The 7,217-nt window shown below is 67.0% G+C and carries 6 protein-coding genes and 1 pseudogene; 4 read left to right on the top strand and 3 right to left on the bottom strand.

The window, feature by feature from the left end; translation table 11 throughout:
- Positions 1-93 precede the first annotated feature (93 nt).
- The 3 genes from AC07C1_RS40985 (at position 94) to AC07C1_RS40975 (ending at position 2,267) form a co-directional block, all read left to right on the top strand.
- Positions 94-555 carry an enolase C-terminal domain-like protein gene (locus AC07C1_RS40985; protein ID WP_478947201.1) on the top strand — a complete coding sequence of 154 codons (462 nt, stop codon included), beginning with the start codon at positions 94-96 and terminating at the stop codon, positions 553-555.
- Position 556: 1 nt separating this feature from the next.
- Complete coding sequence (locus AC07C1_RS40980) at positions 557-1,516, top strand: D-2-hydroxyacid dehydrogenase family protein (protein ID WP_478947200.1); 960 nt, start codon at positions 557-559, stop codon at positions 1,514-1,516.
- Positions 1,517-1,604: 88 nt separating this feature from the next.
- Positions 1,605-2,267, top strand: coding sequence for an LLM class flavin-dependent oxidoreductase (locus AC07C1_RS40975; RefSeq protein WP_478947199.1), 663 nt, complete (start codon positions 1,605-1,607; stop codon positions 2,265-2,267).
- Positions 2,268-2,896: 629 nt separating this feature from the next.
- Here the strand turns inward: AC07C1_RS40975 and AC07C1_RS40970 are convergent.
- Genes AC07C1_RS40970 through AC07C1_RS40960 form a run of 3 tightly spaced genes read right to left on the bottom strand, consistent with a single transcriptional unit; the run spans position 2,897 to position 6,083 of the window.
- Positions 2,897-3,784 (bottom strand): carbohydrate ABC transporter permease, encoded by an 888-nt coding sequence (locus AC07C1_RS40970; protein WP_478947198.1) that lies wholly within the window; start codon positions 3,782-3,784, stop codon positions 2,897-2,899.
- Positions 3,781-4,761 carry a carbohydrate ABC transporter permease gene (locus AC07C1_RS40965; protein ID WP_478947197.1) on the bottom strand — a complete coding sequence of 327 codons (981 nt, stop codon included), beginning with the start codon at positions 4,759-4,761 and terminating at the stop codon, positions 3,781-3,783. Before AC07C1_RS40965 ends, AC07C1_RS40970 begins: the two co-directional genes overlap by 4 nt.
- A gap of 8 nt (positions 4,762-4,769) precedes the next feature.
- A complete protein-coding gene (locus tag AC07C1_RS40960; RefSeq protein ID WP_478947196.1) occupies positions 4,770-6,083 on the bottom strand; it encodes an ABC transporter substrate-binding protein in 1,314 nt (437 codons plus the stop codon).
- A gap of 417 nt (positions 6,084-6,500) precedes the next feature.
- Between AC07C1_RS40960 and AC07C1_RS40955 the strand changes: the two are divergent.
- A pseudogene (locus AC07C1_RS40955) lies at positions 6,501-7,124 on the top strand (substrate-binding domain-containing protein); the annotation flags it as partial.
- Positions 7,125-7,217 lie beyond the last annotated feature (93 nt).

Below are 7,217 nucleotides of genomic sequence, written 5' to 3'. Positions count from 1 at the left end.
CGCCTCACCGGCGAGAACACCATCTCCTGGCGTGACCCGACATCACGCAGCCAAAGGCCTATCTCGGGATAAAACAAAGGGAGAAAACGACCTCTGAGCCCCGAGGAGGCGGTGCGGGTCGCCCGCACCCTGCACGAGCACGGCGTAGAACTCCTCGAACAGCCGGTCCCGCCCGGCGATCCGGACGCCCTGCGGTACGTCCACGAGCGCTCGCCGGTGCCGGTCTACGCCGACGAGGACTGCGCCGGACCGCAGGATATCCCGCGGCTGCGCGGCCGGGTGAGCGGCGTCAACGTCAAGCTGGTCAAGTGCGGTGGGCTGCTCGCCGCCCGCGAGACCGTGACACTCGCCCGCCGCACCGGGCTGCGGGTGATGCTGGGCTGCAAGCTGGAGAGCGCCCTCGGTGTGACGGCGATGGGCCCACTGGCGCCGCTCGCCGACGAACTGGACCTGGACGGCCATCTCGGACTGGTGGGTGACCCGTTCACCGGCGCGGCCGTCGACCGTGGTGTGATCGGCGCCACCACGATCAACACGGACTACGGAGACAACTGACATGCGACTGCGCTGTGCCGTCCTCGACGACTTCCAGAACACGGCCCTGGACTCGGCCGACTGGAGTCCGGTCGAGGACCGTGTTGAGGTCGTCATCTTCCGCGAACACATCGCCGACGAGGACGAACTCGCCGCCCGCCTGGCCGACTTCGAGATCGTGGTCACCCTGCGCGAGCGGGTTCCGTTCCCGGCCACGCTGCTGGACCGGCTGCCCCGGCTCCAGCTGCTCATCGCCTCCGGCATGCGTAACTCGGTCATCGACTACGCGGCCGCCGAGCGCAACGGGGTGACCGTGTGCGGCACCGCCAGCTCCTCCACCCCGCCGGTGGAGCTGACCTGGGCACTGCTGCTGGGCCTGGCCCGCAACCTCGTCACCGAGAACAACGCGCTGCGCGCGGGCGGCCCCTGGCAGTCCACCGTCGGCGCCGACCTGCACGGCCGCCGGCTCGGTCTGCTGGGCTTGGGCAAGATCGGCAGCCGGGTGGCCCAGGTGGGTCTGGCCTTCAGCATGCGGGTCAGCGCCTGGAGCCAGAACCTGACCAAGGAACGGGCCGACGAGGTGGGCGTGGAACTCGCCGCGTCCAAGGAGGAGTTGCTGGGCAGCAGCGACTTCGTCTCCATCCACCTCAAGCTCAGCGACCGCACCCGTGGCCTCGTCGGTGCGGCCGAACTCGCCCTCCTGAAGCCGACCGCCTACCTGATCAACACCTCACGAGCGGCCATCGTCGACCAGGACGCACTGCTCGACGCGCTGCACGAGAGCCGGATCGCCGGTGCCGGCCTCGACGTCTTCGACACCGAGCCCCTGCCCGCCGGCCACCCGCTGCGATCCGCGCCCCGGCTGCTCGCCACCCCGCATCTCGGCTACGTCTCGCAGTCCAACTACGCGGCGTACTACAGCCACGCCGTCGAGGACATCCAGGCGTTCCTCGCCGGCGAACCGGTACGCCGGCTCGGCTGACCGGATGCCCCGGCCGGCCACCCGCCGGTGGCCGGCCGGGCACACGGGCGCCTCTCGAAGTCTCCACCCCTGCACCTTGGAGATCTACGTGAGCCAGCAACGCCGCATGATGAAGCTCGGCGCGTTCCTGCCCGCGCCGGGCCACCACGTCGCCGCCTGGCGCCATCCGCATGCCCGGCCCGACGGCGGACTCGACTTCGACTACTACCGCGGCCTTGTGCGGACCGCCGAACGCGGCCTGTTCGACATGGTCTTCCTCTCCGACGGAGCGGGGGGTGCGCACGAAGTACCGGGACGCCGACGAGCTGAGCCGGCAGGGCCGCATGGTGCACTTCGAGCCGCTGACACTGCTGTCCGCGCTCGCCGTGCACACCACACACATAGGCCTCACGGCCACGGCTTCCACCACCTGCAACGAGCCTTCAACGCGGCCCGGATGTTCGCGTCGCTGGACCACCTGAGCGGCGGCCGCTCCGGCTGGAACGTCGTCACCTCCGCGACCGACGCCGAGGCCCGCAACTTCAACCTCGACCGGCAGCCCGACCACGCGGCCCGTTACCGCCGGGCACGCGAGTTCATGGGGGTCGTCACCGGGCTGTGGGACAGCTGGGAGGACGACGCCTTCCTCTACGGCAAGGCCTCCGGCCGCTTCTTCGACCCGGACAAGCTGCACATCCTCGGTCACCGGGAGAGCACTTCCAGGTCCGCGGTCCCCTCAACGTCGCCCGGCCGTCCCAGGGTCACCCGGTGATCATGCAGGCCGGATCCTCCCCGACGGCCAGGACTTCGCGGCCCGCTGGGCCGAGGTCGTCTTCACGCTCCAGCAGACCCTGGACGGCGCCCAGACGTACTACCGCGGGCTGAAGAAAGAGGTCGTCGACCACGGCCGCGGCGGGGCGCCCCGGCTTCCACGAGATCACCCGTGGCCGGTTCTACGGCTACACCGTTCAGGCGATCAATGCTGCGTTGGAGACTAAAAGCCGCTCAAACCAGTAACCAAGCTGACGGAGCAGCCACGGTCGCTGGCTGCACCTGATTACCTCAGAGAGGCGCAGAGCCGCCAGATCTCACGCCGCGACAGGCCCTGGCGATCCAGCCTCTCGACCCGGCGGCGGCCCTCAACGCGCGCGTTACGGACGTGGCCCGTGGGGACCAGTTGGGAACCAGACGGTGTCCGCGCACCTGAACGGCACGCACGGCACCGCACGCTGTGTACCCTGATTTCTGGCCGTATATGCTGACAAATGGAATAGCCCCTACTCCTGGGGGTCAAGGGGTCGCAGGTTCAAATCCTGTCGTCCCGACGGGAGCTCTGCTCCGGTCGACGAGTTCGAGGCTCTGTTCCCTGCGTGGGAACAGAGCCTCGATGCGTTGCGTGTCTCAGCCCTTGTTGGAGCCGAGGGTCAGGCCGCTGACGAACTGGCGCTGGAGCGCGAAGTACACGACCAGGGTCGGGATCGCGGTCAGCAGGGCACCGGCGGCCACCAGGTTGGGATCGGTGAAGTACTGGCCGGAGAGGTTGTTCAGGGCCGAAGTGATCGGCATGTTCTCACCGGTGGAGATCAGCACCAGCGCCCAGAAGAAGTCGTTGTAGATCCAGATCGACAGCAGGGTCGCGAGGGCCGCCATCGCCGGCTTGCACAGCGGCAGCGTGATCTGCCAGTACAGCCGCCACACCGAGGCGCCGTCGACCAGCGCGGCCTCGGTCAGTTCGTGCGGCAGCGAGCGCATGTAGTTGCTCAGCACGAACGCGCAGAAGCCGGACTGGAACGCCACGTGGATGAGGACCAGGCCGAGCGCGGAGTCGTACAGCTTGCCGCTCGCCGTGATGCCGGGCAGATCCGTGAGCAGGTACATCCGGTACAGCGGGGTGATGATGACCTGCTGGGGCAGCAGGTTGCCCGCCGTGAAGACCAGCAGCAGCGCGAGGTTGAGGCGGAAGTCGAAGCGGCTGACGTAGAACGCGACGCAGGAGGACAGGAACAGCGTCAGCAGCACGGCCGGGATCGCGATGATCAGCGTGGTGCCGAAGTAGTGCGGCATGTCCGACTGCTGGAACGCGTTCGTGAAGTTGTCCAGGCTCAGCTTGTCCGGCCAGGACACGTAGCCCTTGGTGCTGGTCTCGCTGTACGGGCGCAGGGCCGAGAAGATCGCCCAGAGCAGGGGCGCCAGCCACGCCAGGGCCGTTCCCGAGAGGAAGACGTGCAGCAGGACGCGGGCCGGGCGGATCGGGGCGCGCCGCTTCAACGGGACAGTGGTGCCGCTCATGCGCGCCGCTCCTTCCGGAAGGTGGCGATCAGATACGGGATGATCACCACGAGCGAGATCACCAGCAGGACGACGGCGATGGCGGAGCCGTACCCGATGCGGCTGGACTCGCCGATGATGTTGTTGGTGACCAGGATCGACAGCAACTCCGTTCCCTGGGCACCCTTGTTGAAGACGAAGACCAGGTCGAAGGCACGCAGGGCCTCGATGATGGTGACGACGAGGACGATGGTGTTGGTCGGGCGCAGGGTGGGGAAGATGACGTGCTTGAACGTCTGCCACTCGCCCGCGCCGTCCAGCGCGGACGCCTCCCGCAGCGTCGGGTCGACGCTCTTCAGGCCGGCCAGGTACAGGATCATCATATAGCCGGTGTGCCGCCAGGACGCGGCGATGAGGACGGCCCACAGATTGAGCTTGGGATCGCCGATCCAGTCGATGTAGTGGCCGGGCTCGTTGGCCCCGATGATGCTGTTGATCAGGCCCGTGTCCGGGTTGTAGACCAGCTGCCAGACGAAGCCGATGCAGGCCATGGAGATGACGACCGGCAGGAAGAACGCGGTCTGGTAGACCCTGCTGAACCGGATCCTCTTGTCCAGCTGCACGGCCAGGAACAGGCCGAACGGCGTCGGCACCAGGATCAGCACGACGAACCAGATGACGTTGTGCTGGACGGCCGGCCAGAACTGCGGGTTGTCGGTGAAGAGTTGTCGGAAGTTGTCCAGGCCCACCCACTTGATCGAGTCGAACCCGATGCCGTCCCAGGTGGTGAAGGCGAGGAAGACCGAGGCGATGGCGGTGACCCAGACCAGGGCCACGTGCAGGAGGGTGGGCACGCCCGCCATCACGGCGAGCGTGAACCGGTCACGGCGGGTCAGCAGGCGCCGGTGGCCCCGCGCGACCCGCTTGTGCGCAGGCGCGGTGCCCGGGGGCGGCGCGGTGGCCGCCTCCGGGCTCTTGGTCGTCGTGTCCGTCGTCATGGGGCTGCTCATGAGGACGCGAAGATCGTCTTCTTCTGGCGCTCGATGGACGACAGCAGGCCGTCCACGCCCTTCGGGTTCTGGATGAACTTCTGCAGCGCGGGCTGCATCACCGTGGAGGTGAAGTCCGGGCGGCTGTCGCGGTCCATGAACTGGGTGAGGCTCTTGGCGCCGCTGATCATCGTGTACGCCTTCTTCTGCAGCGCGGTGTACGAGGAGGTGTCGGCCTTGCTGGAGGCGGCCACCACGCTCGGGTCCGACTTCAGGTAGATCGCCTCGGCCTCGGGGGTGCCGAGGTACTCCAGCAGCTTCACCACGCCGGCGTGGTTCTTCGGGCCCTTGCTCACCATGAACCCGTCGGTGGGCGCCTCGACGGTGTCCTGGCCGTACGCGGAGTTCAGCTCCGGGAAGGCGAAGAAGTCCAGGTCCTCGGCATCGGCCTGGTCGGTGAACTGCTGTGCCACGAAGGAGCCCAGGAGGTACATGCCGGCCTTCTTCGCCACCAGCGTCTGCGCGGCGTCCTGCCAGGTACGGCCCATCGCACCGTCCTGGTGGTAGGGGAGCAGCTCGCTCCAGTGGTCGAAGACGGCCTTCACCTTGGAGTCGGTCCAGGAGGCCTTGCCCGCCATCAGTTCGACGTGGAAGTCGTAGCCGTTGAGACGGAAGTTGATCTGGTCGAAGGTGCCCATCGCCGGCCAGGCGTCCTTGTCGCCGAAGGCGATCGGGACGAGCCCGTCCTTCTTCATCTGCCTGCAGAGAGCGACCAACTGGTCCCAGGTGGCCGGGACTTCGTAACCGTGCTGCTGGAAGACGCTCTTGCGGTAGAAGATCGCCCAGGGGTACGTGTACAGCGGCACGAAGTAGTACTTGCCGTCCTCGCCCTTGCTCAGCTTCTTCATCGCGTCGGGGAAATTGCCCCCGATCCTCGCCCAGACATCGTCGATCGGCGTGGCCAGCTTCTTCGCCGCGAAGAACTGCATGCGGTAACCGGCGAACCAGTTGAACACGTCGTCCGGCGTGCCCTGCAGATAGGAGTTGATCTGCTCCTGGAAGGTGTTGTGGTCCTTCGTGTTCACGTCGACCGAGATGCCCGACTGCTTCTTGAAGGCCGCGTAGATCTCGGCGAAGGCCTTCTTCGGCACGGCGTCGGAGGCGTTGGAACCGAGGGTGACGGTCTTCGGGTCGGAGGAGGAACCGCTGCCTCCGCAGGCGGACAGCAGGGGTATGCCGGCGCCGGCGAGCAGGGCGGCACCGCCCGCTCCGCGCAGCAGCGAACGACGGCTGGGGCCCGGGACGGCAAGACCGGAGGGGGAGGGGCGCATGGCGGCTCCTGAGGAATACAGGGTTCGGTCAAGGGGATGAGTTGATCAGCGAAAGGTCTTCGAAACCGCTCAGAAACCAACTCGACCGAACATCGTGGCGTAATAACAGCCCCATGTCCGCGCATGCGTCAATAGGCGCGGTCGCCGTCGGGGGTCTCTTGCCCGAAACGTAATCGTCACCGCTGCCTGCCACTTCGAACGGCCGATGCCGTCCGGCGTCGACTGCGGTGTACTGGGCAGACAGGAATCGGACGAGCCGCCGTGCGGAGATTTGTCCTAACATTCGAACCTGCTTGTGAAATGATGTCTTAACAAAGTATTGACAGTGGGCTCGTCAGGGACTTGGATCCCGTCAACGCGACAGCGTGCCGACGCAACAGCGTCCCCTCCCCCGTCGCACAGTGAGGTGCAGGAAAGATGGACCGCTCTTCTCGCCCCCGCTCCCGCAGACTGGCCCCCCTCGTGGCCGTGGCCGCTGCGGCAGCCCTCACCCTCGCCGGCTGCTCCAGCGGCTCCGGCGGCAAGAAGGCCGAGGAGGGAGCGGCGAACGCCTCCGCGGGCAAGGCCCACACCCCCCGGATGACCGTCGCGCTGGTCACCCACCAGGCACCCGGCGACACGTTCTGGGACACCGTCCGCAAGGGTGCGGAGGCCGCGGCCGCCAAGGACAACATCAAGCTGGTCTACTCCGCCGACCCGAACGCCGGCAACCAGGCCAGCCTGGTGCAGAACGGGATCGACCAGAAGGTCGACGGCATCGCGGTCACCCTGGCCAAGCCGGACGCCATGAAGAACGTGGTCGGCAAGGCGCGGCAGGCCGGCATCCCGGTCGTCGGCCTGAACTCCGGACTGAGCGACTGGAAGAAGCTCGGTCTGCTGGAGTTCTTCGGGCAGGACGAGAGCGTGGCGGGCGAGGCGTTCGGCAAGAAACTCAACACCACCGGCGCCAAGAAGGTCGTCTGTGTCATCCAGGAACAGGGCAACGTGGGCCTCACCCAGCGCTGCGACGGAGTGAAGAAGACGTTCGGGGGCACCACTGAGAGGTCGTTTTCTCCCTTTGTTTTATCCCGAGATAGGCCTTTGGCTGCGTGATGTCGGGTCACGCCAGGAGATGGTGTTCTCGCCGGTGAGGCG

This window comes from Streptomyces sp. NPDC045022, assembly GCF_056432605.1.
Note: the sequence above shows the minus strand (reverse complement) of the source record. Positions and strands in the feature narration are given on the sequence as shown.

Coding starts and splice junctions, on each gene's coding strand:
- AC07C1_RS40960 (WP_478947196.1), bottom strand. CDS start 6,083: ATGCGCCCCTCCCCCTCCGGTCTTGCCGTCCCGGGCCCCAGCCGTCGT.
- AC07C1_RS40980 (WP_478947200.1), top strand. CDS start 557: ATGCGACTGCGCTGTGCCGTCCTCGACGACTTCCAGAACACGGCCCTG.
- AC07C1_RS40965 (WP_478947197.1), bottom strand. CDS start 4,761: ATGACGACGGACACGACGACCAAGAGCCCGGAGGCGGCCACCGCGCCG.
- AC07C1_RS40970 (WP_478947198.1), bottom strand. CDS start 3,784: ATGAGCGGCACCACTGTCCCGTTGAAGCGGCGCGCCCCGATCCGCCCG.